General features: G+C 71.8%; 26 protein-coding genes. 8 read left to right on the top strand and 18 right to left on the bottom strand.

Annotated features, from left to right (window positions below; genetic code table 11):
• Positions 1-43 precede the first annotated feature (43 nt).
• On the bottom strand, positions 44-1,927 hold the full coding sequence (locus Q0599_RS04245) for an ATP-binding protein (protein ID WP_298826179.1): 1,884 nt from the start codon (positions 1,925-1,927) through the stop codon (positions 44-46).
• On the bottom strand, positions 1,899-2,549 hold the full coding sequence (locus Q0599_RS04240; RefSeq protein WP_298826177.1) for a response regulator transcription factor: 651 nt from the start codon (positions 2,547-2,549) through the stop codon (positions 1,899-1,901). Before Q0599_RS04240 ends, Q0599_RS04245 begins: the two co-directional genes overlap by 29 nt.
• A gap of 129 nt (positions 2,550-2,678) precedes the next feature.
• On the opposite strand from Q0599_RS04240, the gene Q0599_RS04235 reads away from it, so the two are divergent.
• From Q0599_RS04235 to Q0599_RS04225, 3 genes are all read left to right on the top strand, one after another.
• Complete coding sequence (locus tag Q0599_RS04235) at positions 2,679-3,347, top strand: CHAP domain-containing protein (RefSeq protein WP_298826175.1); 669 nt, start codon at positions 2,679-2,681, stop codon at positions 3,345-3,347.
• A gap of 69 nt (positions 3,348-3,416) precedes the next feature.
• A complete protein-coding gene (locus Q0599_RS04230; protein ID WP_298826173.1) occupies positions 3,417-3,755 on the top strand; it encodes a cupin domain-containing protein in 339 nt (112 codons plus the stop codon).
• Positions 3,755-4,159 (top strand): ribonucleotide reductase subunit alpha, encoded by a 405-nt coding sequence (locus tag Q0599_RS04225; RefSeq protein WP_298826171.1) that lies wholly within the window; start codon positions 3,755-3,757, stop codon positions 4,157-4,159. Before Q0599_RS04230 ends, Q0599_RS04225 begins: the two co-directional genes overlap by 1 nt.
• Positions 4,160-4,169: 10 nt before the next feature.
• Here Q0599_RS04225 and Q0599_RS04220 read toward each other — a convergent pair whose 3' ends face one another.
• The 4 genes from Q0599_RS04220 to Q0599_RS04205 are packed head-to-tail and all read right to left on the bottom strand — an operon-like array spanning position 4,170 to position 6,513.
• Positions 4,170-4,559 carry a SirB2 family protein gene (locus Q0599_RS04220; protein ID WP_298826168.1) on the bottom strand — a complete coding sequence of 130 codons (390 nt, stop codon included), beginning with the start codon at positions 4,557-4,559 and terminating at the stop codon, positions 4,170-4,172.
• A gap of 13 nt (positions 4,560-4,572) precedes the next feature.
• Complete coding sequence (locus Q0599_RS04215) at positions 4,573-5,766, bottom strand: NnrS family protein (protein WP_298826167.1); 1,194 nt, start codon at positions 5,764-5,766, stop codon at positions 4,573-4,575.
• Positions 5,763-6,236, bottom strand: coding sequence for an Rrf2 family transcriptional regulator (locus Q0599_RS04210; RefSeq protein WP_298826164.1), 474 nt, complete (start codon positions 6,234-6,236; stop codon positions 5,763-5,765). Before Q0599_RS04210 ends, Q0599_RS04215 begins: the two co-directional genes overlap by 4 nt.
• 19 nt (positions 6,237-6,255) lie before the next feature.
• Complete coding sequence (locus tag Q0599_RS04205; RefSeq protein WP_298826162.1) at positions 6,256-6,513, bottom strand: DUF2249 domain-containing protein; 258 nt, start codon at positions 6,511-6,513, stop codon at positions 6,256-6,258.
• A 136-nt stretch (positions 6,514-6,649) separates the two neighbouring features.
• On the opposite strand from Q0599_RS04205, the gene Q0599_RS04200 reads away from it, so the two are divergent.
• Together Q0599_RS04200 and Q0599_RS04195 are read left to right on the top strand one after the other, a co-directional pair.
• Positions 6,650-6,982, top strand: coding sequence for a metal-sulfur cluster assembly factor (locus tag Q0599_RS04200; protein WP_298826160.1), 333 nt, complete (start codon positions 6,650-6,652; stop codon positions 6,980-6,982).
• On the top strand, positions 6,969-8,069 hold the full coding sequence (locus Q0599_RS04195) for a hypothetical protein (RefSeq protein WP_298826159.1): 1,101 nt from the start codon (positions 6,969-6,971) through the stop codon (positions 8,067-8,069). The genes Q0599_RS04200 and Q0599_RS04195 overlap by 14 nt, the downstream gene beginning before the upstream one ends.
• A gap of 6 nt (positions 8,070-8,075) precedes the next feature.
• On the opposite strand, the gene Q0599_RS04190 is transcribed toward Q0599_RS04195, so the two are convergent.
• Together Q0599_RS04190 and Q0599_RS04185 are read right to left on the bottom strand one after the other, a co-directional pair.
• Positions 8,076-9,992, bottom strand: coding sequence for a radical SAM protein (locus Q0599_RS04190; protein ID WP_298826158.1), 1,917 nt, complete (start codon positions 9,990-9,992; stop codon positions 8,076-8,078).
• A 47-nt stretch (positions 9,993-10,039) separates the two neighbouring features.
• Positions 10,040-10,648, bottom strand: coding sequence for a glycosyltransferase (locus tag Q0599_RS04185; protein ID WP_298826157.1), 609 nt, complete (start codon positions 10,646-10,648; stop codon positions 10,040-10,042).
• Positions 10,649-10,743: 95 nt separating this feature from the next.
• On the opposite strand from Q0599_RS04185, the gene Q0599_RS04180 reads away from it, so the two are divergent.
• Together Q0599_RS04180 and Q0599_RS04175 are read left to right on the top strand one after the other, a co-directional pair.
• On the top strand, positions 10,744-11,268 hold the full coding sequence (locus tag Q0599_RS04180; RefSeq protein WP_298826155.1) for a hypothetical protein: 525 nt from the start codon (positions 10,744-10,746) through the stop codon (positions 11,266-11,268).
• Positions 11,265-11,621, top strand: a complete 357-nt coding sequence (locus Q0599_RS04175) for a hypothetical protein (protein WP_298826153.1) — start codon at positions 11,265-11,267, stop codon at positions 11,619-11,621. The genes Q0599_RS04180 and Q0599_RS04175 overlap by 4 nt, the downstream gene beginning before the upstream one ends.
• A 125-nt stretch (positions 11,622-11,746) precedes the next feature.
• On the opposite strand, the gene Q0599_RS04170 is transcribed toward Q0599_RS04175, so the two are convergent.
• From Q0599_RS04170 to Q0599_RS04145, 6 genes are read right to left on the bottom strand one after another with little or no spacing between them, the layout of a single operon-like run.
• On the bottom strand, positions 11,747-12,298 hold the full coding sequence (locus Q0599_RS04170) for a hypothetical protein (RefSeq protein WP_298826151.1): 552 nt from the start codon (positions 12,296-12,298) through the stop codon (positions 11,747-11,749).
• On the bottom strand, positions 12,295-14,052 hold the full coding sequence (gene ybaL, locus Q0599_RS04165) for a YbaL family putative K(+) efflux transporter (protein WP_298826148.1): 1,758 nt from the start codon (positions 14,050-14,052) through the stop codon (positions 12,295-12,297). The genes Q0599_RS04170 and ybaL overlap by 4 nt, the downstream gene beginning before the upstream one ends.
• 11 nt (positions 14,053-14,063) lie before the next feature.
• Positions 14,064-15,146 (bottom strand): lytic murein transglycosylase B, encoded by a 1,083-nt coding sequence (mltB, locus tag Q0599_RS04160; RefSeq protein WP_298826145.1) that lies wholly within the window; start codon positions 15,144-15,146, stop codon positions 14,064-14,066.
• The gene (locus tag Q0599_RS04155; protein ID WP_298826142.1) at positions 15,143-17,191 is read right to left on the bottom strand and encodes a DUF3488 and transglutaminase-like domain-containing protein; all 2,049 of its coding nucleotides are present in this window, start codon (positions 17,189-17,191) and stop codon (positions 15,143-15,145) included. Before Q0599_RS04155 ends, mltB begins: the two co-directional genes overlap by 4 nt.
• Positions 17,182-18,186: a DUF58 domain-containing protein gene (locus tag Q0599_RS04150; RefSeq protein WP_298826139.1), complete on the bottom strand. Its 1,005-nt coding sequence runs from the start codon at positions 18,184-18,186 to the stop codon at positions 17,182-17,184. Before Q0599_RS04150 ends, Q0599_RS04155 begins: the two co-directional genes overlap by 10 nt.
• Positions 18,183-19,109: a MoxR family ATPase gene (locus Q0599_RS04145; protein ID WP_298826136.1), complete on the bottom strand. Its 927-nt coding sequence runs from the start codon at positions 19,107-19,109 to the stop codon at positions 18,183-18,185. The genes Q0599_RS04150 and Q0599_RS04145 overlap by 4 nt, the downstream gene beginning before the upstream one ends.
• Positions 19,110-19,145: 36 nt before the next feature.
• On the opposite strand from Q0599_RS04145, the gene Q0599_RS04140 reads away from it, so the two are divergent.
• The gene (locus Q0599_RS04140; protein WP_298826133.1) at positions 19,146-20,081 is read left to right on the top strand and encodes a histone deacetylase family protein; all 936 of its coding nucleotides are present in this window, start codon (positions 19,146-19,148) and stop codon (positions 20,079-20,081) included.
• 34 nt (positions 20,082-20,115) lie between these two features.
• Here Q0599_RS04140 and Q0599_RS04135 read toward each other — a convergent pair whose 3' ends face one another.
• The 4 genes from Q0599_RS04135 to Q0599_RS04120 all read right to left on the bottom strand — a co-directional run bounded on the left by Q0599_RS04135 (position 20,116) and on the right by Q0599_RS04120 (position 21,501).
• Positions 20,116-20,265, bottom strand: a complete 150-nt coding sequence (locus tag Q0599_RS04135) for a hypothetical protein (protein WP_298826129.1) — start codon at positions 20,263-20,265, stop codon at positions 20,116-20,118.
• Positions 20,266-20,352: 87 nt separating this feature from the next.
• A complete protein-coding gene (locus Q0599_RS04130) occupies positions 20,353-20,676 on the bottom strand; it encodes a hypothetical protein (protein WP_298826127.1) in 324 nt (107 codons plus the stop codon).
• 98 nt (positions 20,677-20,774) lie between these two features.
• Complete coding sequence (locus tag Q0599_RS04125; RefSeq protein ID WP_298826126.1) at positions 20,775-21,164, bottom strand: metalloregulator ArsR/SmtB family transcription factor; 390 nt, start codon at positions 21,162-21,164, stop codon at positions 20,775-20,777.
• Positions 21,165-21,174: 10 nt separating this feature from the next.
• Complete coding sequence (locus Q0599_RS04120; protein ID WP_298826124.1) at positions 21,175-21,501, bottom strand: hypothetical protein; 327 nt, start codon at positions 21,499-21,501, stop codon at positions 21,175-21,177.
• Between the last annotated feature and the right edge of the window lie 7 nt (positions 21,502-21,508).

Here is a 21,508-nt window from a genome sequence, read left to right as displayed (position 1 = left end):
GCGGGCCATCCCGCGTGCGCGGTAGGCCGCGAGGCGGCTCGTCCTACGGATGGAGGACGCGCAGTGGCAGCGAAAGCCGCACGCGCAGGCCCGGCGTGGTGTCGTCGATGTCGAGCTGCGCGCCGAGGCGGCGTGCGCGCGAGCGCATGTTGGCCTGGCCCTGGCCGGCGGCCGAGCGCGGCGCGGCCGCGCCACGGCCGTCGTCGGCGACCTCGAGCACGAGCTCGACGCCGGACTGGGCCAGTGACACGCTCACGTGGCGCGCCTGCGCGTGCTTGAGCACGTTGGTCAGCGCCTCCTGCGCGATGCGCAGCAGCTGCAGGGCATCGTGCGGCGGCACCGCGAGCACCTTGTCGGGCAGCGTGATGGCCCAGGTGGGCACCACGCCGGCCTCGCGCAGGCGCGGCTCCCAGCGGAAGCAGAAGTTGCCGAAGGCGGTGCGGAAGTCCTGCTCGTCGGAGGCGAGCGCCTCGATGGCCATGCGCATCTCGTCGATCGAGCGGCGCAGCGCCTCGGACATCGCCGGTGCGTCGAGCGCACCGCGCTCGGCGCGCGACAGCGAGCTGAACAGCTGCGCGCCGAGGCCGTCGTGCAGGTCCTGCATGATGCGCTGGCGCTCTTCGGTGGCAGCCTGCGCGCGCTGCAGCGACGCAATGCGCTCGTAGCTGGCGGCGATCTCGCGTTCGCGTTCGGCGACACGGGCCTCCAGCGTGCGGTTGGCCTCCTCCACCTCGCGCAGCGAGCGCACGAAGCGCGCGGTGAGCAGCACGCCCATCACCACCAGCAGCAGGTTGGCGCCATGGTGCAGCAGAAACAGGCGATGGTCGCTCCAGCGCGGCAGCAGCGCTTCGATCCAGGGCGAGCGCCAGGCCACCAGGTAGTCGTGCACGCCGGCGAGGAAGGCCAGCGTCACCGCCAGCGTGATGGCCAGCGTGCCGGACGTGCGCTGCCGCCAGGCCGCCACGAAGCTGAGCAGCGCGACCGACAGACCCACCGGGATCAACCCGGCCACCCACCAGCGCCCGACGACGATGTCGGCCTGCTCGCCCGGCAGCATGAGGTAGGCCAGCGGCCCCGCGACGCCGTACATCGCCAGCGCCAGCGCGATGCCGCGCCGGTACCAGCCCGCGAGGGTGAGCGCGAACAGCGCCATGACGATGATGAAGCCGCCGTTGCTGGCGTGGTAGAGCAGCCGCCACAGCGGCCACCATGGCGCCGGCATGGCGTCGAACACGAAGGTGGTGGTGCGCAGCGCCCACAGCAACGCACCCAGGCCGAACAGGCCGTAGAGCACCTCGTCGCGGCGGCGCCACCAGATGTAGAGCACCAGCAGCGCGGCCACACAGCCCGTCAACACGGTGACCATCGGCAAGGTGCGCACGAAGAACAGGCGTCGGTCGAACTGCGGCTGCAGTTCGTCCTGCGTGCCCACCACCAGACGCGGCACGCCGGCGCCGGCCGGCAGGTGCGCCGCCACCGCACGCAGATGCAGCACGTTCAAACCCGGTCGAAGCTGCGACGGCGGCAGCGGCAGCAGCAGCGGCCGCTCCCAGCGCACGCGGATCGTCGCCCCCGACTCCAGCACCGCGGCGGCGGGCTCGCCGTTTAGCCAGATGCGCCCGCCGCCGTAGAAGTAGGGCAGGTAGAGCATCCAGGCTTCGCCAGGAGCGGGCGCGCCGGCATCGAACTCGACGCGGTACCAGAGCACGCCAGCCGGCTGCGCGTCGGGCAGCGAGGTGCCGTGCCAGCGCGGGTCCGCGTCGGCGGGCGGTGCGGCGTCGTCGCCGGCGAGCACGCGTGCCTGCAGCGGTTCGAGCGCGACGCCTTGCGCCGCCGGCGGCCACAGCACGAGCAGCAGGGCGATCGCGGCGATCGCGCGCAGCGACCGCGCGGGAGTCTCAGAGCAGGCCCATCTGCGAGGCTTCATAGACCGCCTCTCCGCGCGAGTGCACGGCCAGCTTGCGGTAGATTTTCTTCACGTGCGTGACCACCGTGTGCGACGAGATGCCCAGCACCTCGCCGACGGTGTCGAAGCTGAAGCCCTTGGCCACCAGCCGCAGGATCTCGGTCTCGCGCTCCGACAGCAGCGAGGGCGCCGCGGGTGCCGGCTGCGTGGGCGGCACCGGCGCGACGCGGAAACGCTGCAGCACGCGGCGCGCGATGCCGGGGCTGATCGGCGAGCCGCCGGCGTGCAGTTCGTGGATGCCGGCGGCGATGCGCTCGATGCTGGCGTCCTTGAGCAGGTAGCCGGTGGCACCGGCCTCGATGCTGGCCATCACGTGGCGGTCGTCGCCGAACATGGTGACGACGAGCACGTCGCAGCCCGGGTGGCGCCGCACCGCGTGGCGGATCAGCTCGACGCCGTCCATGTCGGGCAGGCCGAGGTCGACGAGCATGACGTCGGGTGGCTGCGCGTCGAGCAACGCGAGCCCGGCGGCGCCGCTGGAGACGGCGCCGAGCAGGCGCAGCCTGCCGTCTGCCAGCACCGCTTCGGAGAAGCGGCGCAGGAATTCGGGCTCGTCCTCGACGATCAGCACGCTGATGGCCATGGTCCCCCGCGAGAGGCCGGATGCGGCGGATTGTGGCACCGGGGACCTCGCGCGGCATACCGCATCGGCGGTATCGCCTCGGCGGGTGTCGCGGACTACGCTGGTCGTGTGCTGCCAGGGAGTCACGCCATGCTCGCCGACGAATTGATCCGCCGCGCCCGCGAGGCGATGCGCACGCCGACGCTGTACCTGCTCGGCGGGGGCGGCTTCTATGCCGACGAACCAGGGCCGCATCCCCACCCGGGCCGGGAGGCGCGGGTGGCGGACGTGCTCGCCGCACTGGCGCGCAAGGACGCCGAGAAACATGCACGCTACCTCGCCGAGGCCCAGGCCGCAGGCATCGATCTGGAATTGCTCGGGCCGAAGCACATGCCGTTCTGCGACTGCTCGGGCTATGCCTGCTGGGCGCTGGACATGCCGCGCGCGCCGTCAGCGTCCGCGCAGGCCGGCTGGGTCTGGACCGGTTCGATCTACGACGAAGGCCGGCGACCGGGTGGCGGGCCCCACTTCGTGCGCATCGACAGCGACGGCGCACGGCTGGCCTGCCGGCCCGGCGCGATGCTGGTCTTCCCCGCGCCGAGCGATCGTTTGCCCGGCCATGTCGGCATCGTCACCGAGACCGATGACGTTGGCCGGCCGCTCAAGGTGCTGCACTGCTCGTCGCTGAACCTGCTGATCGCACCGGCAGGGGGCGCCGAGCGCAGCGCCATCGCCGAGACCGACGCCGAGCCGTTCCTCGAGCAGCTCGCCGCGCCGCAGCCGACCATCGCGGTGTGGCCCCGCAACGTGCAGGAGTGACCGGCATTTGCCCACCCCATGCGGCGGGGCAAGGGGCCGGCGGCGATGGCGCGGGCCCACAATGACGTGATGGCCTTGCCCCATGCACGACCCCTGGACGTCGTCGACGTGCGCCCGCTCGGCGCGGCGCTGGACGGCCAGGTCAGCCGCAGCCTGCTGAGGTCGAGTTCGCTGCAGCTGATGCGCGTGGTGCTGCGCCGCGGCGAATCGCTGCCCGAGCACCGCGTGCCGGGCGAGATCACCGTGCATTGCCTCGAAGGCGAGGCGCTGCTGAGCATGCCGTCGTGCGAGGTCGCGCTGGCGGCGGGGCAGCTGGTGCTGCTGCCCGGAGGCGAGCCGCATGCAGTGCGGGCACTGAGCGACACATCGCTGCTCGTCACCCTTCACCTGCCGCCACCACCACCGTGATGAATCTCGAGACCTTCGACGACCTGCTGCGCACGGCGCGGTCACAGCGCGAGCCGCAGCGGCTGCTGTTCGTCTTCGCCGCCGCCGAGCTGCCGGCCGACGCCACGCCGCAGCAGCGCGCCGCCTTCGAGGCCGGACACGGCGGCGAACTGGCGCCGCTGATGTGCGTGGACAAGACGCCCGACGAGGTGGCGAGTTTCACCGCGCTGCTGGAGGAGTCGCGCCGCGCCGGCCCGCCCTGGGCGATCGTGTTCGTGGCGGCGATGCCGGGGCGAGACGGCATCGCACCCACCGCGCAGGACGCCGATGCACCGCTGCAGCGCATGGTGGCGTCGGTGCGCGCGGGCACGATCGCGGGCCTGCTGTCCTTCGACCGCCAGGGCCGGGCGGTGGAGCTCGGTTGACCCTGCGCCGTCAGGCCAGCGCCAGCAGCCCGGCCGCCTGCTTGGTGATCGCCACCGCGACGATCTGCGCGAAGCACAGCAGCGCAGCGCCGCAGGCAAGGGCGCGCAGCGCCAGCGGCCGGCCCGGCTTGAGCGCCACCATGCCCAGCGCGATGTAGGCGAGCAGGCCGACGATCTTGGCCGCGAGCCAGGGCGTGGTCAGCGGATTCAGGCGCAGCAGCCACGCCAGGCCGATCGCCGAGGCGAGCAGCACGGTGTCGACGAGATGCGGCAGCGTGCGCGCGGTGCGGCCCCGCACCCAGGCCGCGCCGGCCAGCGCGGCGGCACCGCGGGCGAAGAAGCCGGCGATCGACAGTGCGACGGCGGCCTGGTGGATCAGCTTGAGCGTCGCGTAGTCCATGGCCCTGGCGCGGTCAACCGGGCTTGCCGTCCAGCCGCGGGCGCAGCAGCATCGGCGCGTAGCGGATCGTGTAGAGCGCGAAGCCGCAGGCCCACAGCCAGCCGGCGAACATCGACGCGCCCACGGTGAAGTGCGGCGCGAGCAGCGGCACCGCCACGCGCACCAGCGCCGCGGCGAGCACGCAGAGGTAGCTGGCCACGTCGAAGCGGTCGGCGCGCAGCGGCCGCGCGGTATGGCCGCGCGCGGTGCGCGTCATCATGCCCAGCGTCATCACGCCGATCGCGCCGGCGGTCAGCGCATGCGTGGCCGCCGAAGGCAGCAGCGCGCCGGCCTCGGCGAGCGCGCGCAGCGCGAGGTGCAGCACGATGAAGGCGTAGGCCGCATGCAGCACCCAGACGAGCGGCGTGCGCAGCGTGCGCCACGGCTGCCACAGTGCCAGTCGCGCGCCGTGCAGCGCGGCAGCCAGCGCGAGCAGCCCGGCCATGCCCGGCCCGCGCAGGCCAGCCAGGTCGGCCGCCAGGATCGCCAGCACGGCGCCGAGCGCGAAGCGCTCCAGCGTCGCTTGGCGGCGCGCCTGCACGCCGGGCACGCCGTTGTTGGTGAACATCGGGATCACGCGGCCGCCCATCACCGCCATGATGAAGAGCATCATGTCCAGGCCGAGTTGCACGCCCACCCAGCCGGGCAACGTCAGCACGCCGAGCTGCGCCAGGTGCAGTCCGAGTTGCGCGATGCCCATCGCGACGAGCAGTGCGACGAAGAAGTAGTTGCGCCGGTTGCGCGCCTTCAGCAGCGGCACGGCGAGGCCGAGGGCGGCGGCGATCGGAAACGCGGCGTTGACCAGCGCCGCCGCCCAGCCCCAGGGCGTGAGCACGAGCACGCGGCCGGCCAACCACAGCAGCGCGAGCAGCGCCAGCGGCAGCCCGCTCGGCGTGGCCTGGCCCGACCAGTTGCGCCCGGCGGTGAAGAGGAAGCCCACCACCACCGCGAGGCCGTAGCCGAACAGCATCTCGTGCGCGTGCCACATCGGCCCGGCGAGGTAGGGCGTACCCAGCCAGCCGCCGAACTGCAGCACCCACAGCAGCACCGACAGCGCCGCGAAGCTGCTGGCCAGCAGGTAGAAGGGGCGGAAGCCAAGCTGCCACAGCGCAAAGCCCTGCAGCGGCTTCGGACGCGGCTCCTCGATGTGCAGCAGCAGCGTGGTCATGGCGTCGTTCTCCTGTCGTTCGTGTCGGCCCGCTCGCGGCCGATGAAGAGCATGCGCGAGAGCGTCGCGCGGTTGTGCACCAGGTCGGCCAGCGTGTAGCGGTCGAGCGCCGCATGAAAGGCGTCGGTTGCCTCGCGCAGCGCGCCCTGCAGGCGGCACGCTCGGGTGATGGTGCAGTGGTTGGTGGTGGCGTCGAAGCACTCGGCCGGCATCGCGTCGCCCTCGGTCCGGCGCACCACGTCACCGACGACGATCTCACCGGCCCCGCGCGCCAGCGCCATGCCGCCGCCCTTGCCGCGCACCGTGGCCACCCAGCCCTGCTGGCCGAGGAAGTGCACCACTTTCGTCAGGTGGTTCTCCGACACCTCGAAGGCACCGGCGACCTCGGCGATGGTGGCGCGCCGGCCGGGCTCGCAGGCCAGGTAGATCAGCACGCGCAGGCTGTAGTCGGTGAAGCTGGTCAGTCGCATGGGCGGGCCGCGTCCCGGCTCAGTGGCAGCCGCCGCCGGCCGCTTCGCGCCTGGTGATCTGCACGTGCCAGGTGTCCGGGCCCGATTCCAGGTAGGTCCAGTCGAAGCTGCCCGGGCCCTCGGCCTGCAAGGCATGGTGGAGCGGGCGCGGGTCGTGGTCGTTGATGAAGTCCAGCGCCGCGCCGGGCAGCAGCGCGCGGAAGGTCGAGAAGATCAGTGGATGACGCTCGCGCGGGGCGATGCCGCGCACGTCGACGGTCGCGGTGTTGGCCGACACGGCAGTTCTTTCGTTTTAAGGTGTATTTGTAATACACCTATACTATCGGAGTGGCCGATGAGAAGCAACATTCGCCATGCATCTTCAGGTTGACGACGATCAACTCCCGCGCACGCCGGCGTCCGAACATCGAGGCATGAACACGAACGACAGCTTCGACACCGACCGGCGCCGTGCGCTGGATGCGCTCTCCAAGGTGGCCGACCCCGAGGTCGGTGAGAATGTCGTCGACCTCGGCCTCGTCGAGCGCCTGGAGATCACGCCGGCGCGCGTGGCGCTCAGCCTGGTGATGACCAGCCCGACCTGTCCGATGGCCGACGCGATCGCCGACGATGCCTACCAGGCGCTGCAGGAAGCCTTCCCGAACCGCGAGGTGGTGGTGGAGGAGGCGCAGGGCGTGGACTGGGGGCCGCAGCGCATGAGCGATGCGGCGCGCGGCCGGCTCGGGTGGGGCGATGAGGAGGAGTAAGGCGCAGGCTTCGCCGTCGCGATTCCTGCCCGCCCTGCCGCTCGCGGCCGCTGCCGCGATCGCGCTGCTCGCCGGACTGACCGGTGGTCTGGTGCGCATGGGCTGGCCGCTGCTGCCCGCGGGCGCCGTCGCGCCGGTGGCGCTGCACGGCGCGCTGATGGTCTGCGGCTTCTTCGGCTTCGTCATTTCGCTGGAGCGTGCGGCGGCCCTTTGCACGCCGCTGGCCTGGGCCGCGCCGGTGCTCGCCGCGGCCGGCACGGTCGGCGCGCTGGCCCTGCAGCCCGGCGCCGCCGCGCTGTCCTGGTTGGCCGCCGGCACGGCGCTGACGCTGGTCTACGCCGGCGTGCTGCGCAAGGCGCCGGCGCTGCACACCGCGGTGGAAGGCGCAGGCGCCCTCGCGTGGGCAGGCGGCACGCTGTGGTGGCTGCTCGACCGCCCGTTCTCGACCGTGCTGGCATGGTGGTGTGCCTTCCTCGTGCTCACCATCGCCGGAGAGCGTCGCGAACTGGCGCGCTTCGTGCCGTTGTCGACCTCGGCTCGCCGGCTCTACCTCGCCGTGCTGGCCCTGCAGGCAGCCGCACTGGTCGCGCTGGCCGTGCCGTGGCAGGAGCACCCGGTCGCTGCCGCGGCCTGGTGGCTGTCGATGGCGGGCCTGGCCGGATGGCTGCTGCGCTTCGACCTCGCCTGCCGCGCTGGCGTGCAGCGCACGGGCTGGGGGCTGCACACGGCCGCGTGCCTGCGCCTCGGCTACGGCTGGCTCGCGCTGGCTGGCGTGTGGGGAGTGGTCGACGGACTGCGCGGCATGCCGCTGGACGCGCCCGGCCCGCTGCACATGCTGCTGCTCGGCTTCGTCTTCGCGATGGTGTTCGGCCATGCGCCGATCGTGCTGCCGGTGCTGCTGCACCGCCGCATTGCCGCACCTGGCCGCTACACGCTGGTGCCGGTGTGGCTGATGAGTGCCGGCGTGGCGCTGCGCGCGGTCGGCGACCTGGCCGCGCTGATGCCGCTGCGCGCAGGGGCGGGGGCGCTGCAAGTGGCGGCGATCGTCGTCTTCGCGGCCACCATGATCGCGCACTTGCGGCGCTGAGCGGCCTCAGCGCGCCTGCAGCGTGCGCTCGATGAACTGCCGGGCCACGCGCGGCCTGGGCACCGGCATGTCGAACCAGCGGCGCACGTCCTGCTCCAGCGCGATGCCGTGCATGTAGTTGTAGAGCGCCTTCTTCAAGGCCGTGCCGAGGCGGTCGTGGTCGACGCCGGTGGGGTCGACGAAGCCGATGTCGTTCCGCGCGAAATTGCCCGGCGGCAGGGGCCGCAGCGTCACGCCGTACTGAGCGGGGTGCAGGCCCACCGGCGAATGCACGGTGCAGGCGAAGCGGTGGAAGAATCCCGACTGGATGCATCCGGCGGCGAACAGCTGGCGCACGTACTCCAGCGCATCCACCGTCTCCTGCACCGTCTGCGTGGGGAAGCCGTACATCAGGTAGGCGTGCACCAGGATGCCGGACTCGGAGAAGGCCCGCGTCACGCGCGCCACCTGCTCGACCGACACGCCCTTCTTCATCAGCGCGAGCAGGCGGTCGGAAGCGACCTCCAGCCCGCCGGTCACGGCGATGCAGCCGCTCTCGGCAAGCTCCTCGCACAGCTGCGGGGTGAAGGACTTCTCGAAACGGATGTTGCCCCACCACGTGATGGCGAGCCTGCGGCGCTTGAGCTCGACAGCGAGTGCGCGCAGCGCCTTCGGCGGTGCGGCCTCGTCGACGAAGTGGAAGCCGGTTTGCCCGGTCTCCGCCACGATCGCCTCGATGCGGTCGACCAGCGTGGCCGCGTTGGCCGCCTCGTAGCGCGAGATGTAGTCGAGGCTGACGTCGCAGAAGCTGCACTTCTTCCAGTAGCAGCCGTGCGCCACGGTGAGCTTGTTCCAGCGGCCGTCGCTCCACAGCCGGTGCATCGGATTGAGCATGTCCAGCAGCGACAGGTAGCGCCACAGCGGCAGGCCGTCCCAGGTCGGCGTGCCGGTCTCGTCGAAGGGGACGTCGGGCTCGGGGAAGTTCACGTAGCGCACCGCATCGTCCTCGCGCACGAAGCTGCGCACCAGCCGCTCCCGCGACCGCCTGCCCTCCAGGTGGTCGATCAGCGCGAGCAAGGGCCGCTCGCCGCCGTCGAGCGTCACCACGTCGACGAGATCGAACAGGCGCGGCTCGGCCAGCTCGCGCAGCTCGGTGTTGACGAAGCCGCCGCCGAGCGCGATGGTGATCGACGGGTCGTGCGCCTTGATCGCCTGCGCGATGCGCAAGGCGGCGTACACCGCGCCGGGAAACGGCACCGACAGCAGCACCAGTGTCGGCCGGTGGCGATCGACGGCAGCGAGCGCGAGTTCGCGCAAGGTCCGGTCGATCAGGTGGGGCGGCGCGGCCAATGCCTGCGCCAGAGGCTCGAAGCTCGGCTGGCTGGTGGCGAGTTGCTCGGCATAGCGCACGAACTCGAAGTGCGGATCGATGCCCTCGCGCAGCACGTCGGCGATGTCGTTGAGGTAGAGCGTGGCGAGGTGGCGCGCGCGGTCGTGCGTGCCCAGCGCGCCGAAGGCCCAGGCCATCGGGTCACCGCCGGCGCCATCGTCGCCACCGGCCACGTAGGCGTCGAGCGCGGCGAAGCGCGAACCCTCGGGCAGCAAGGCGCGGCTGCAAATGCGGTGCATCAGCGTGGCGTCGCGGCCCTGCAGGAAGGCGATCACCGCGTCGATGCTGGCCTCGTAGCGATCGAACTGCGCGAGGAAGGCTGCGACGTTCGCCGTGCGCGGGTGCCGCGGGCCTTGCTCGAGCTCCGCGCGCACGGCGCGCAGCCCCGTCGCGCTCAGCAGCTCCAGCACGAGCGCGATGGCGAGGTCCTCCTGCCGGGCGTCGATGCCGCGCGAGCGCAGGAAGCCGGTCAGGTAGGCGGTCGACGGGTAGGGCGTGTTCAGCTGCGTCATCGGCGGGATGACGGCAAGCACGCGAGTGGGTCGCTTCGGCATGGGATCGGGGGACGACAGCCCCGATTCTCCATGCAGGTGTCGTCGCCTCAGCCTGCCTGTACCAGCCAGTCGACCAGGCGGCGGTCGAGCAGGCCGAGCTCCATGCACTCCGGCGGCAGGGTCAGGTCGGGCTGCGCCGTCTCGTGCTCCATCCGCGCGTCGTCCCACTGGCGCAATGCGCTGGTGCCGGAGGGCTCATGGTGGGCATAGACCAGCCGCGCGTCCGACTCCCAGCGCAGGATCATCTGCGGGATCAGCTCGGGCGTGTGCGGCAGCGCCGGATCGAGCAGGATCACCGCGTCGCCGCGGGCGGCCAAGATGCCCGCCTCCACCGCCTGCGCGGGCCGCGTGCTGGCGGCCAGCGGCAGGACGCGGAAGCCAGGGAGCTCGGTCCAGGCCAGCATCAGCGCATCGGTGCCGTCCACACTGCCGCAATCGACGACGATCAGCTCCCAGGGGTAGCCGCATTCGGTCAGCGTGTCGCTCAGGATGGGCAGCAGCTTGGACAGCGTGCGCGCCTTGTCGCGGCAGGGCAGCACGCAGGACACCGTCTGCCGCGAGCCCGACAGTTGCGCCCAGCCGGACGCGTGCGCCCACGACGGCTCGTCGCGCGCCGGGGGCGTCGCGGGCCCGTGCCGGTCGGTTCGGGTGCTCATGGACGCATTCTTGCGGCGAAGGACCCTGCAACCACGGTGTCACGACCACTCGTTTGCGGGGTTAGGGGGGTGGCCGGCTGCTATCCTGCGCCGCCATGAGATGGCTTGTCAGCGTGCTTTCCCTGCTGCTCGCCGCCTGCGCGGTGCAGAAGGATGCCTCTTCGCCCGCGGGCGGCGCGAGCGTCACCGACGCCGCGACCACACCGCTCTCGGATCTCAACCTCGTCAAGGCGGAGATCCCCCTGGCGCTCGTGGCGGCGCAGAAGGCGCCCTACCGGCAGCCCGACGCCGGTTGCGCGGCGGTCGCCGACGAGGTGATGCAGCTCGAGACGGTGCTCGGCGCCGACCTCGACGTGCCGCCCTCGGCGTCCCGGCCGAGCCTGATCGAGCGCGGCGGCACGGCGGTCGGCGATGCCGCGGTCGGCGCCCTTCGCGGCGCCGCGGAGGGCGTCATCCCCTTTCGCAGCTGGGTGCGCAAGCTCAGCGGCGCCGAGCGCTACTCGAAGGAGGTCGCCGCCGCCATCACCGCCGGCACGGTGCGGCGCTCCTACCTCAAGGGCGTGGGCCAGGCGCGCGGCTGCGTGTCGCCGGCCGCACCGGCCGCATCGGCGGCGGCATGATCCGGGTACTGTTCCGCGTCGCCCTGCTGGCGCCGCTGGCGGGGCAGGCGGCGTCGTTCGACGCCCCCGGCGTGGCCCGCTTCGACGTCGGCTACGCGCGCTGCGAGGCCCGGTTCGCGCACATGAAGGGCTACCGCGACGAGGCCTACCTGGCCGCCTACCGCGTCAAGGCCGACGACGGAGCGCGGGCCAGGCTTGCCGAACTGAGGCGCAGCCCCTCCTACCAAAAGGCGCGCCGCACCGCGCTCGCCGATGCCGCCCAGCCTGCCGCCGCCGCGAGTTCGAGCCCGCTCGAGCAGCAGTGCCAGGCGCTGTGGACGGCCACGCAGCGCGCCCGCGCGGCCGGGCGCTGAGGCCGCGGCGGCGCACCGTCGGCGACGGGTGAGGCGGTTCGGCGCCGCCGCGGGCGCGTCGGCTCGACCATGGCTGCGAACCCAGCACCCTGCCCGCCACGGGCTGTGCAGGGCCCCGACCGGCGCTAGGCCTTCGCGCGCCGCCGCGCAGGGCGGCTCCGGAGCATCTCCTGTGCCTCGGCGCGCTTGGCCCGCGTGGCCGCGCGCTGGTAGGCCGCCTCGGCTCGTTCGCGCAGGCCTATGGCCTTGGCCAGCGCGGCCAGGTAGCGTTCCTCGGAGTAGGTGTTCTCGGTGCCGATGAAGACGCTGCTGCGCCGCGGCGCGTCGCCGAAGCGCGGCAGCGAGATCGACAGGCTGCAGTCGCGCACGCGCGCACCAGGGCGCTGCCGCACGACCGGTCCGGAGATGCCCACCGGCAGGCCGGAGGCCTTGTTGCCGCTGGGCGCGCGCTGCAACCGCGACGGCGCCGGCAGGCGCGCGATGCGCCGCATCAGCTCCCGAGTGGCCGCCTCCAGCGCGGCTCGCGCACCGCTGCCGTCGCTGGAATGGTCGGAGAACAGTTTGGTGCCGCCGTAGCGCAGCTGCCAGCCATGGGTGGCCCGGTGATCGATGCGCTGGATGCCCTGCGGCACCTCGAAGCGCTCGCCCGAGAAGATGACGACGTCTCTTACTTTCATGGGCTTCCTCGCATTGGCGATGAGCCTCCCCGGGGCGTGTTTGTTCTCGGTATGGACTGCATGGTAGCGAGTGCGTGGCGCAGCATGGATTGGGCGAGTTCCTCCTCGCCGACGAAGACGCGCGCGCCGCCCTCGGATTCCAGCCACCGCGCCTCGTCCTCGTTGTGCGAGCGCACCGCCACCTGCACCTGCGGGTTGAGTGTGCGCGCCGTCTCGATCATCCGGCGCGCGCCCAGCGAATCGGGCACGGCGATGACGAGAAGCGCGGCCTCGGCGATGTGCGCCTGGATGAGCACCGCCGGCTCGGCGGCGTCGCCGAGCACCGCCGGCAGGCCCTGCGCGCGCAGGGCCTCGACGCGCTCGCGGTTCTCGTCCACCACCACGCAGGCGATGCCGGCCTCGCGCAGAGCGTGCAAGATGCGCTGGCCGACGCGGCCGTGACCTACCAGCACCACCTGGCGGGCGAGGTAGCGCTCCTCGGTGGACGCAGGCAGCTCGGCAAGCGGGTCGTCGCGCTGGGCGACGCGCCGCGCCAGCGCCGAGCGCGCCAGGATCCAGCGCTCGATCGGCTCGACGATCGAGAAGGTCAGCGGGTTCAGCGCGATCGAGATCAGCGCGCCGGCGACGATCAGACTCTGGCCCTCCGGCGGCAGCAATTGCAGCGACACGCCCAGCGCGGCGAGGATGAAGGAGAACTCGCCGATCTGCGCCAGGCTCGCCGAGACGGTCAGCGCGGTGTTCAGCGGATAGCGCAGCAGCAGCACCAGCGCGCCGGCGGCCAGCGACTTGCCGACCACGATGATGGCCACCACGCCGATCACCTGCAGTGGCCGCTCGACGATCACCCGCGGGTCGAACAGCATGCCGACCGAGACGAAGAACAGAACCGCGAAGGCGTCGCGCAGCGGCAGCGACTCCTCGGCGGCGCGATGGCTGAACTCGGAACCGCGCAGCACCATGCCGGCAAAGAAGGCGCCGAGCGCGAAGGACACCCCGAATAGCGCTGCCGAGCCGTAGGCGATGGTCACGGCGGTGGAGACCACGCACAGCGTGAACAGCTCGCGCGAGCCGGTCCTGGTGACCTGCCAGAGCAGCCAGGGCAGGACACGCCGGCCGACCACCAGCATCAGCGCAACGAAGGCCGCCACCTGCAGCAGCGTGCGGCCGAGCGCGAGCCAGAGCTCGCCTCCCGGGGCGCCCGCGCCGATGCCGCCCGCCGCGTCGGCGCGCAGCATCGGTGCGAGCGCGGGCAGCAGCACCAGCACCAGCACCATGGCCAGATCCTCGACCACCAGCCAGCCCACCGCGATGCGGCCGTTGACCGTCTGAATCACGCCCCTGGCCTCCAGCGCCCTGAGCAGCACCACCGTGCTGGCCACCGACAGCGCGATGCCGAAGACCAGCGCGGCGCCGCGGTCCCAGCCCCAGAAGCCGGCCATCGCCGCGCCCATCGCGGTCGCCGCCACCATCTGCACCACGGCGCCGGGCACGGCGATGCGCTTCACTGCCATCAGGTCGTCGAGCGAGAAGTGCAGCCCGACGCCGAACATCAGCAGCATCACGCCGATCTCGGCCAGTTGCGCGGCGAGGCCGCCGTCAGCGACGAAGCCGGGGGTGAACGGTCCGATGAGGATGCCTGCGGCGAGGTAGCCCACCAGCGCCGGCAGCTTCAGCCGTGCGGCGACGAAGCCGAGCAACAGCGCCAGCCCGAGTGCCGCGGCGATGGTGGTGATCAGCGTCAGTTCATGGTTCATGCGCCGCAGCTTCAGGGGCGCTGGTGGCGGATCGCCTCGCCGAGCTCGATCACTGCCATCGCGTAATAGCTCGACCAGTTGTAGCGCGTGATGGCATAGAAGTTGTGCGTGCCGGCCACGTAGCTGGGCGTGGCGTCGCCGTTGGCCAGCTCGATCAGCGCGAGCTTGCCGTCCCAGCGGCGGCCCGCCTCGTCGAGCAGCGCGCCGCGCTGCGCGAACTCGTCGCGATGAAAGGTGGGCACGATGTCGGGCACGAGCAGCGGCGCGCGGTCGCGCAACTCCACCGGCGCGGTGACGCCGAAATGCGTGGGCACGTCGCGCTCCCAGCCGAATTGCGCGAGATAGTGCGCGACGCTGCCGACCACGTCGGCCGGACTGCGGTGCAGGTCGACATGGCCGTCCTCGTCGAAGTCGATGCCGTAGCGCAGCAGGCTCGAGGGCATGAACTGCGGCAGGCCCATCGCGCCGGCGTAGCTTCCCAGCGGCTCGGTCGGATCGAGCGATTCCTGCCGGCAATACAGCAGGAAGCTCTCCAGTTCGCTGCGGAAGAACGGCGTACGGTCGCGGCGGCCGCTGGGGAAGTCGAAGGACAGGGTGGCCAATGCGTCGAGCACGCGGAAGCTGCCGGTGCGGCGGCCGTAGATGGTCTCCACGCCGACGATGCCCACGACGATGGCGGGCGGCACACCCCAGCGCTCTTGCGCAAGCTGCAGCCAGCGCTCGTTGTCACGCCAGAACTCGAGTCCGGCGCGGATGCGCGTCGGCTCGACGAAGCGGCGGCGGTAGGCGGCCCAGTCCTTCGCCACGCTGGCGGGTGGCGGCATGATCAGCCGTGCCACGGCCGGCACGAAGCGCGCGCGCGCCAGCGACTCGCGCGTCCATGCCGCATCGAAGCCCTGGCGCTGCGCCACTTCGTCGGCAAAGCGCATGACGTCCTCGCGCAGGCCGTAGCTCGCCGGTTCGGCCGCCTCGTCGTCGGCGCCTCGTGGTCCCGTGGTGGCCAGCGCCCGGGCCGGCCAGGCCAGTGCCAGCGTCAAGGCGCCGAGCGCGGTCAGGGCGATGCGGCGCGCGGGAGGTCGGAACGGAGCGGTCATCGTGCGGAAGGCAGGCCGCGCGCGGCGGCCACGAAGGTTCGGGTCAGGGCAGGGTCGGGGTGGCGGCGCGCCTCGCGGCCGTAGCGCTGCGCCTGCAGCGTGTCGAGCAGCGCAGCGAGCGGTTCGCCGGCAGCGCCATGCCGTTCGCGCACGCGTCCGGCCAGTGTGCCGGGCGCGTCCTGCGCCGCGGCGTCGACGCCAAGCTTGCGCAACGTGCGCAGCAGCGTCTCGCGCTGGCGCGCCCAGGGATCGACTCGGTGGCGGTCCCACCATGCCCAAGCGGCGGCGCCCAGCGCCAGCGTGCTCAGGGCGATGACGAGCAGCTTGGCCAGGGTCTGCCAGTCGGGCGCGTCGAAGCCGATGTCCTTGAGCAGGTCGAACTGCTGGCCGCGCGAGTAATTGAGCACCCACTGGTTCCAGCGGTTGTTCAGCACCTCCCAGCCCTCGCGCAGCTGCTGCAACAGGGCGGGATTGACCGCCTGCAGCGCGCCGGCGACGAGGCCGGGTGCGGGCGCCAGGCGCAGGCTGCGCGTGATGCGGTCGGGGGCCACCGCGGCGGTCGGGTCGGCACGCACCCAGCCCTTGCCGGCCTGCCAGTACTCGGCCCAGGCGTGGGCGGCGCTCTGCCGCACCACGTAGTAGCCGTCCACGGGCAGCGAGTCGGCGCCCTGGTAGCCGGTGACGATGCGCGCCGGCACGTCGAGCGCGCGCATCACCACCACGAAGGCGGCGGCGAAGTGCTCGCAGAAACCCTCCTTGCGGTCCAGCCAGAACTCGTCGATCGCGTTGTCGCCGTACTCTCCCGGCGCCAGCGTGTAGGTGTAGCCGCCTTCGCGGATGTGGCGCATGACGCGCTGCGCCAGCTCGCGCGCGCCGGCATTCGCGTAGGCCGGATCGCGGCGCAGCGCGGCGGCCCATTCCAGCGTGCGCGGGTTGAAGCCGGGCGGCAGGTCGAGGAAGTCCTGCAGCCCGAGCACCGGCTCGCGCGGGCCATGCTCGAAGCGCAGGTGCGCCTCGGCGCGGAAGCGCAGCCGCTCGATCAGCGGACGGTTCACCAGCCATTGCAGATCGGCCGTGCTGCGCGTGCTGTAGCCCTCGATCTGCGGCTCCGACGGACTGGCCTCGAGCAGAGGCAGCGTCGGCAGGCGCAGCGGCTCAAGCGTCATCTCGTAGCGCAGCGGCGCTCCGCTCACGCGCAGCTCCGCCTGCGGCTGCAGCCGTGGCGGGAAGCGGGGCACCAGAGTGCGCCACTCGGTGCCGTCGAAGCGCGCCAGCACCGGCCCGCGGAAGTACAGGCTCTCCGGGGACGGGGCGGTGCCGTCGAAGCGGATGCGCAGCGCCACGCGATCGTCCAGCGCGAGCTCGGCCACCGTTCCCATGCGCATGCGGTCCGACAGGCCGGTGCTCGACAGCCCGTCCTTGGGCACGCCCCACAACGGCCCGATGCGGGGAAAGAGCAGGAACAGCAGCAGCATGATCGGCGCGCCGAACAGCGCGGTGCGCGCGGCCAGCCGCGCCGCCTGCTTCAGGCTCGGTTGGCCCACCGGCATGTGGGCGAGCACGAGCGCGGTGAGCAGGCCCCACACCGACACCAGCATCGCGGCGGCGACGCCCAGCGACTGCGAGTAGAGGAAATGCGTCAGCACGAGGAAGAAGCCGAGGAAGAACACCACGAAGGCGTCGCGCCGGGCGCGCAGTTCCAGCGTCTTCAGCGCCATCAGCACCACCGCCATGGTGACGCCGGGCTCGCGGCCGAGCAGGGTGCGGAAGCTCAAGAAGGTCAGCCCGGCGGCCACTGCCAGCACGGCGACGAGCAGCCAGCGGCTCGGCAGCGTGCCGTTGCCGATCGCCAGTGCGGCGCGCCACGCCAGCACCACGGTGGTCAGCGCGATGCACCAGACCGGCAGGTGGGCGACGTGCGGCAGCACCGTCCAGGCGATCACGCCGAGCAGGAACAGCGTGTCGCGACCTTCGCGCGGCAGCGACGACCAACCCGGCCAGCGAGGCAGGCGCCAGCCCGGACCGCGGGGCAGGCTCAGCGCCACAGCGCGAGTGCCTCCAGGCAGCGGCGCCGGTGCGCCTCGCCCTCACCGGGCTCGATGCTGCGGCCGGGCAGTCCCAGGCCGTATTCGGCGCCGGCGCGCTGCGCGGCCACCACCCACGCTGCGAGGCGCGACAGGCGTGCCTCGGGGTCGAGCCCCGCGCACGCCTGCCAGTCCAGCCAAAGCTGCTGGTGCACTGCACTGGCGGTGTCACGGCTGACCAGGTCGCCGCCGCTGGCCAGTGTCTTGGCGGCCTTCTTCCAGTACACCAGCTTGAGCGGGTCGCCGCGCCGGTAGCTGCGCACGCCCTCCACTTCACCGCCCTGGGTCGAACGGCCTCGGGCCATGCCGCCCGACACTGCACGCGCGGGCGGAAGCGGCGCGCCCGGCCGCTCCGGGGCAGGAAAGACGAGCAACTGCGAGGCTGGCCGCCAGATCGCCCAGGCGCGGAACAGGCCGAGCGGGAAGCGCGTTTCGATGCTCAGCGTGGGCAGCACGTGCAGGCCGCGCTGCGCGGGCACGAAGCTCACTTGTGCGCTCGCCTGGCCCTGCGCCGGTACGTCGATCCAGGTCAGCGTCGAGTTGTCGGCATCGGCGAGCTTGAGGCCGATGCCGAAACGGGCATCGTCGGGGCTGGTGAGCACCGCCTCCAGCAGCGCCGGTTCGCCGGCGAACACCGCTGCCGGCGTGCGCAGGCGCAGCGTCAGTGTGCGCAGCGTGTTGTGCGTGACGTGCATGGACACTACGCCGCTGCCGGCGAGCAGAAAGGTCAGCACGTAGCCGAGGTTGAGCTGGTAGTTGATCGAGGCGAGCAGCAGCACGACCAGCGTGGCGGCGAACATCAGCCCGGCGGGCGTGGGCAGGATGTAGATGTTGCGCTGGGTGAGCAGCAGCGTGTCGCTGCGCGGCACGCGCGCCTGCCACCAGTCGCGGAAGCGCTCGCGCGTGGCCTGCGCGATGGGGGACCGGCCCCGGCGGCGCAGCGTCGTCGCGGTCACGGCACCGGCACCGCGTCGATCATCGCGCGCACCTGCTCGACGCGACCGCGGCCGGCGCCGGCCACCGGCACGAGGCGGTGCGCCACCGCCTGCGGCAGCACGGCCTGCACGTCGTCGGGTGCCACGTAGTCGCGCCGGTTGATCAGTGCGCGTGCTTTGGCGGCGCGCAGCAGCGCGATGCCGGCGCGCGGCGACAGGCCCTCGACGAACCATCGCCCCGAGCGCGTCGCGGCGATCAGCGCCTGCAGGTAGTCGAGCAGCGCCTCGGAGGCATGCACCGCCTGTACCACCTTCTGCGCCGCCAGCAAATCGGACGGCGTCATCACCGCGTTCAGCGCGTGGATCGCCTCGCGCCGGTCCTGTCCGGCGAGCAGCGCACGCTCGCTCCTGGCGTCGGGGTAGCCGAGGGTGATGCACATGAGGAACCGGTCGAGTTGCGACTCGGGCAGCGGGTAGGTGCCGAGCTGGTCCGTCGGGTTCTGCGTGGCGATCACGAAGAATGGTTCGGGCAGCGCCCGCGTTTCTCCCTCGACGCTGACCTGATGCTCCTCCATCGCCTCGAGCAGCGCGCTCTGCGTCTTCGGGCCGGCGCGGTTGATCTCGTCGGCGAGCAGCACCTGGGCGAAAACCGGCCCTTGATGAAAGACAAATGCCTCCTTGCTGCGCTCGTAGACACTGACCCCGATCAGATCGGACGGCATCAGGTCGGCGGTGAACTGGGTTCGGGAGAAACGCAGACCCAGCGACACCGCGAGCGCATGCGCCAGCGTGGTTTTGCCGACCCCCGGCACATCCTCGATGAGCAGGTGGCCGCCTGCGAGCAGGCAAGCGACGCAGTCCTCGATCTGCGGCCTTTTGCCGACGATGATCGTGCTAATCTGGTCAATAAGTCGGTCGATCTGATCGGCGAGGGCTGAGTTCATGATCAAACCATAACCGAATCGCGAAAACCCGGAGACATGAGCACAGCGTTCTTCAGCCACCCCGACTGCCGGCGCCACGACATGGGCCACGGCCACCCGGAGTGCCCGCAACGGCTGGACGCGATCGACGACCACCTCATCGCCACCGGGCTGGACATCGCGCTGACGCGCCACGACGCGCCGCTGGTCGACCTGAAGGACGTGGAGCTGGCCCACACCCACCACTACGTGGCCGAATTGCGCGAGGTGCTCGAGCAGGTCGAGACAAGCGGCCAGTCCAAGGCGCTCGATCCCGACACCGCCGCCAACCCCGGCACCTGGAAGGCCGCGCTGCGCGCCGCCGGTGCCGCCGTGGCGGCCACCGATGCGGTGATCGACGGCCGGGCGGAGAACGCCTTCTGCGCGGTGCGCCCGCCCGGCCACCACGCCACGCGCGACGAGGCGATGGGCTTCTGCTTCTTCAACAACGTGGCAGTGGCGGCGCGCCACGCGCTGGACGTGCGCGGCCTGCGGCGCGTGGCGGTGATCGACTTCGACGTGCACCACGGCAACGGTACCGAGGACATCCTCGCCGGTGACGAGCGCGTGCTGATGGTGAGCTTCTTCCAGCACCCGCTGTACCCCTACAGCGGCGCGGTGCCCAAGGGCACGAACATGGTCAACCTGCCGATTCCGCCGTACACCCGCGGTGGCGAGTTGCGCGAACTGATCGAGGCGAACTGGATGCCGGCACTCGAAGCCTTCCGCCCGGAGATGATCTTCATCTCGGCCGGTTTCGACGCGCACCGCGAGGACGACCTCGGCCAGCTTGGCCTGGTCGAGGCGGACTATGAATGGATCACGTTGCGCATCAAGGCAGTGGCCGAACGTCACGCCCGGGGCCGCATCGTCTCCTGCCTGGAAGGCGGCTACAACCTCAGTGCGCTGGCACGCAGCGTGGCTGCGCACCTGCGAGTTCTCACGGGCGTGTAGTCGCGCCGCTGCCGCGCGTCGGGTCGGCGCTGCGTCAGCGCACGCCGAGCTTCATCATCAGCTTCAGATACTCGAGCTGGGCGTTCAGCGTCTGCAGGCGTTGCAGCAGCTCGTGCCAGCGCAGCTCCTGCGCCTCGGCCGGCGTGAGCTTGCGCGGCGGATGGGGGTCGGGTGCGGCGGGCATGGGACTTCGATGCGAGTGCAGTTCTCCGCATGGTCGCGAGCGCTGCCGGCGGCCACAATCCCGCGCTTCGGGTGGAGGGTACGTCCCCTACCAGGCGGCCTGGCAGGCCGCAGCGCGCTCGCGCTGCGGCAGCGAGAGCAGCCGGTTCACTTCGGAGTTGTAGGTATTGCGGTAGGCGTCGGTGCGGCGGATCGCGACGAGGTCGAGTTTTCGCTGTTCGACGGCGCGTTGCAGCATCAGCAGCCCCGGTTTGACGCTGTTGGCATCGATCGGTGTGCAGACGAACACCACCGCCTCGATGCCGCCGACCACCTGTTCGGCCGACGCGGCGGCAGCCGGGCCGGGCGCGAGCGATGCGGCCAGCAGCAGACTCGCCGGCAGGCGCGCGATGCGGGGTAAGTGGGCGCTCATCTCACCAGGGGCACGAACGGCAACGCGGCATTGTGCGCCCGCCCGCGCGGCGGCGCAGCCCCGCGAGCGCGCGGGGACACCGCGACTGGCGATGCAACTCAGGCCGGCCGGCGGCGCGCGGGCAGCAGCCGTTCCGCGTCGGGCAGGTCGGCCTCGCCGTCCATCTCCAGTGCCATTTGCGTGCAGACCGCGCGGCACAGCGTCACCGCGCGCTGGTTGGCGATGCGGTAGTAGATCTGCGTCCCCTCGCGCCGCCGGCCGAGGATCTGCGCGCGGTACAGGGTACCCAGGTGCTGGGAAAGATTGGGCTGCGTGGTGTCGATCTGCTGCAGCAGTTCCGACACGTTGCGCTCGCCGTTGCACAGCGCCGAGAGCAGCTTCAGCCGGATCGGCGTGGACAGCAGCGAGAACAACTCGGCGGCGGACTCGAATACCTCGTCGGCCTCGGCCTCGGCGTTCGTTGCGCTCGTGGAAACGGAGTCGCTCATGCCTGAAAGTCTAGCGTTTGCGCTCGAAATGGTAGTGGTCGCGGTCGAGCACCGCCGCCACCGAGGTGACTTCCTCCGGGAACATGCCGAGGTTCAGCTCGGTGTTGCAGTACTCGACCATGCCGCGCAGTGCCCCGGCATTGCTGATGCGTCCGCGAGGCTTGTAGATCGCGCTGCCGTCGCCACCGACCCTGCGCACATGGCAGGCGGTGCACTTGTGCTCGGCGATCAGCTTCTCGCCCAAGGACAGGTCGGCATCCTTGTAGATCGGCGTGCCCTGGGCGAAGGCTGCGGCCGGCAGGGCGAGCGCGGCAAGCAGGGTGGCGAGAGGCTTCATGGCGGGC

The organism is uncultured Piscinibacter sp. (assembly GCF_937952055.1).
Lineage (GTDB): Bacteria > Pseudomonadota > Gammaproteobacteria > Burkholderiales > Burkholderiaceae_C > Piscinibacter.
This window is presented reverse-complemented; position numbering and strand designations above follow the sequence as displayed.

Bases quoted from the DNA above. Each gene is read 5' to 3' on its own strand.
- Q0599_RS04245 (WP_298826179.1), bottom strand. From the start codon at position 1,927: ATGAAGCCTCGCAGATGGGCCTGCTCTGAGACTCCCGCGCGGTCGCTG.
- Q0599_RS04240 (WP_298826177.1), bottom strand. From the start codon at position 2,549: ATGGCCATCAGCGTGCTGATCGTCGAGGACGAGCCCGAATTCCTGCGC.
- Q0599_RS04235 (WP_298826175.1), top strand. From the start codon at position 2,679: ATGCTCGCCGACGAATTGATCCGCCGCGCCCGCGAGGCGATGCGCACG.
- Q0599_RS04230 (WP_298826173.1), top strand. From the start codon at position 3,417: ATGGCCTTGCCCCATGCACGACCCCTGGACGTCGTCGACGTGCGCCCG.
- Q0599_RS04225 (WP_298826171.1), top strand. From the start codon at position 3,755: ATGAATCTCGAGACCTTCGACGACCTGCTGCGCACGGCGCGGTCACAG.
- Q0599_RS04220 (WP_298826168.1), bottom strand. From the start codon at position 4,559: ATGGACTACGCGACGCTCAAGCTGATCCACCAGGCCGCCGTCGCACTG.
- Q0599_RS04215 (WP_298826167.1), bottom strand. From the start codon at position 5,766: ATGACCACGCTGCTGCTGCACATCGAGGAGCCGCGTCCGAAGCCGCTG.
- Q0599_RS04210 (WP_298826164.1), bottom strand. From the start codon at position 6,236: ATGCGACTGACCAGCTTCACCGACTACAGCCTGCGCGTGCTGATCTAC.
- Q0599_RS04200 (WP_298826160.1), top strand. From the start codon at position 6,650: ATGAACACGAACGACAGCTTCGACACCGACCGGCGCCGTGCGCTGGAT.
- Q0599_RS04195 (WP_298826159.1), top strand. From the start codon at position 6,969: ATGAGGAGGAGTAAGGCGCAGGCTTCGCCGTCGCGATTCCTGCCCGCC.
- Q0599_RS04190 (WP_298826158.1), bottom strand. From the start codon at position 9,992: ATGCCGAAGCGACCCACTCGCGTGCTTGCCGTCATCCCGCCGATGACG.
- Q0599_RS04185 (WP_298826157.1), bottom strand. From the start codon at position 10,648: ATGAGCACCCGAACCGACCGGCACGGGCCCGCGACGCCCCCGGCGCGC.
- Q0599_RS04180 (WP_298826155.1), top strand. From the start codon at position 10,744: ATGAGATGGCTTGTCAGCGTGCTTTCCCTGCTGCTCGCCGCCTGCGCG.
- Q0599_RS04175 (WP_298826153.1), top strand. From the start codon at position 11,265: ATGATCCGGGTACTGTTCCGCGTCGCCCTGCTGGCGCCGCTGGCGGGG.
- Q0599_RS04170 (WP_298826151.1), bottom strand. From the start codon at position 12,298: ATGAAAGTAAGAGACGTCGTCATCTTCTCGGGCGAGCGCTTCGAGGTG.
- ybaL (WP_298826148.1), bottom strand. From the start codon at position 14,052: ATGAACCATGAACTGACGCTGATCACCACCATCGCCGCGGCACTCGGG.
- mltB (WP_298826145.1), bottom strand. From the start codon at position 15,146: ATGACCGCTCCGTTCCGACCTCCCGCGCGCCGCATCGCCCTGACCGCG.
- Q0599_RS04145 (WP_298826136.1), bottom strand. From the start codon at position 19,109: ATGAACTCAGCCCTCGCCGATCAGATCGACCGACTTATTGACCAGATT.
- Q0599_RS04140 (WP_298826133.1), top strand. From the start codon at position 19,146: ATGAGCACAGCGTTCTTCAGCCACCCCGACTGCCGGCGCCACGACATG.
- Q0599_RS04135 (WP_298826129.1), bottom strand. From the start codon at position 20,265: ATGCCCGCCGCACCCGACCCCCATCCGCCGCGCAAGCTCACGCCGGCC.
- Q0599_RS04130 (WP_298826127.1), bottom strand. From the start codon at position 20,676: ATGAGCGCCCACTTACCCCGCATCGCGCGCCTGCCGGCGAGTCTGCTG.
- Q0599_RS04125 (WP_298826126.1), bottom strand. From the start codon at position 21,164: ATGAGCGACTCCGTTTCCACGAGCGCAACGAACGCCGAGGCCGAGGCC.
- Q0599_RS04120 (WP_298826124.1), bottom strand. From the start codon at position 21,501: ATGAAGCCTCTCGCCACCCTGCTTGCCGCGCTCGCCCTGCCGGCCGCA.